Origin of the sequence: Mesorhizobium sp. M8A.F.Ca.ET.207.01.1.1 (genome assembly GCF_004794715.1) — a bacterium.
GTDB lineage: Bacteria > Pseudomonadota > Alphaproteobacteria > Rhizobiales > Rhizobiaceae > Mesorhizobium.
The window spans coordinates 1-255 of record NZ_SRUS01000587.1 but is presented as its reverse complement, the minus strand read 5'-3'; the positions used below and the strand labels follow the sequence as shown (position 1 = coordinate 255).

Genomic DNA, 255 nt, shown 5'->3' with positions numbered 1-255 from the left:
CTTTGCCATACAGGAAGAATTGGCTCACGCGGTAGCCGCCACGGTGGGCGGTCGGGTCGAGGCGGCTTGGCGAGAGCGCGCGATTAGCCTCAGCCCGAATGCACTCAGAGCCTATGACCTGGTCTTGCGTGCAAGGGCGTTCATCATCAAGTTCACCAGAAGTGACGGCGAGCAGGCTCGGATGCTGGCGCGCCAAGCAGTCGAGGCCGACCCGGCCAGTTCTCAGGCCCACGCCTGCTACGCATATTGTTGTTT

1 pseudogene is annotated in these 255 nt (G+C 62.0%); it reads left to right on the top strand.

The features are described 5' to 3' along the window. Positions 1-255 (top strand): annotated as a pseudogene (locus tag EN850_RS36990) (adenylate/guanylate cyclase domain-containing protein); the annotation flags it as partial.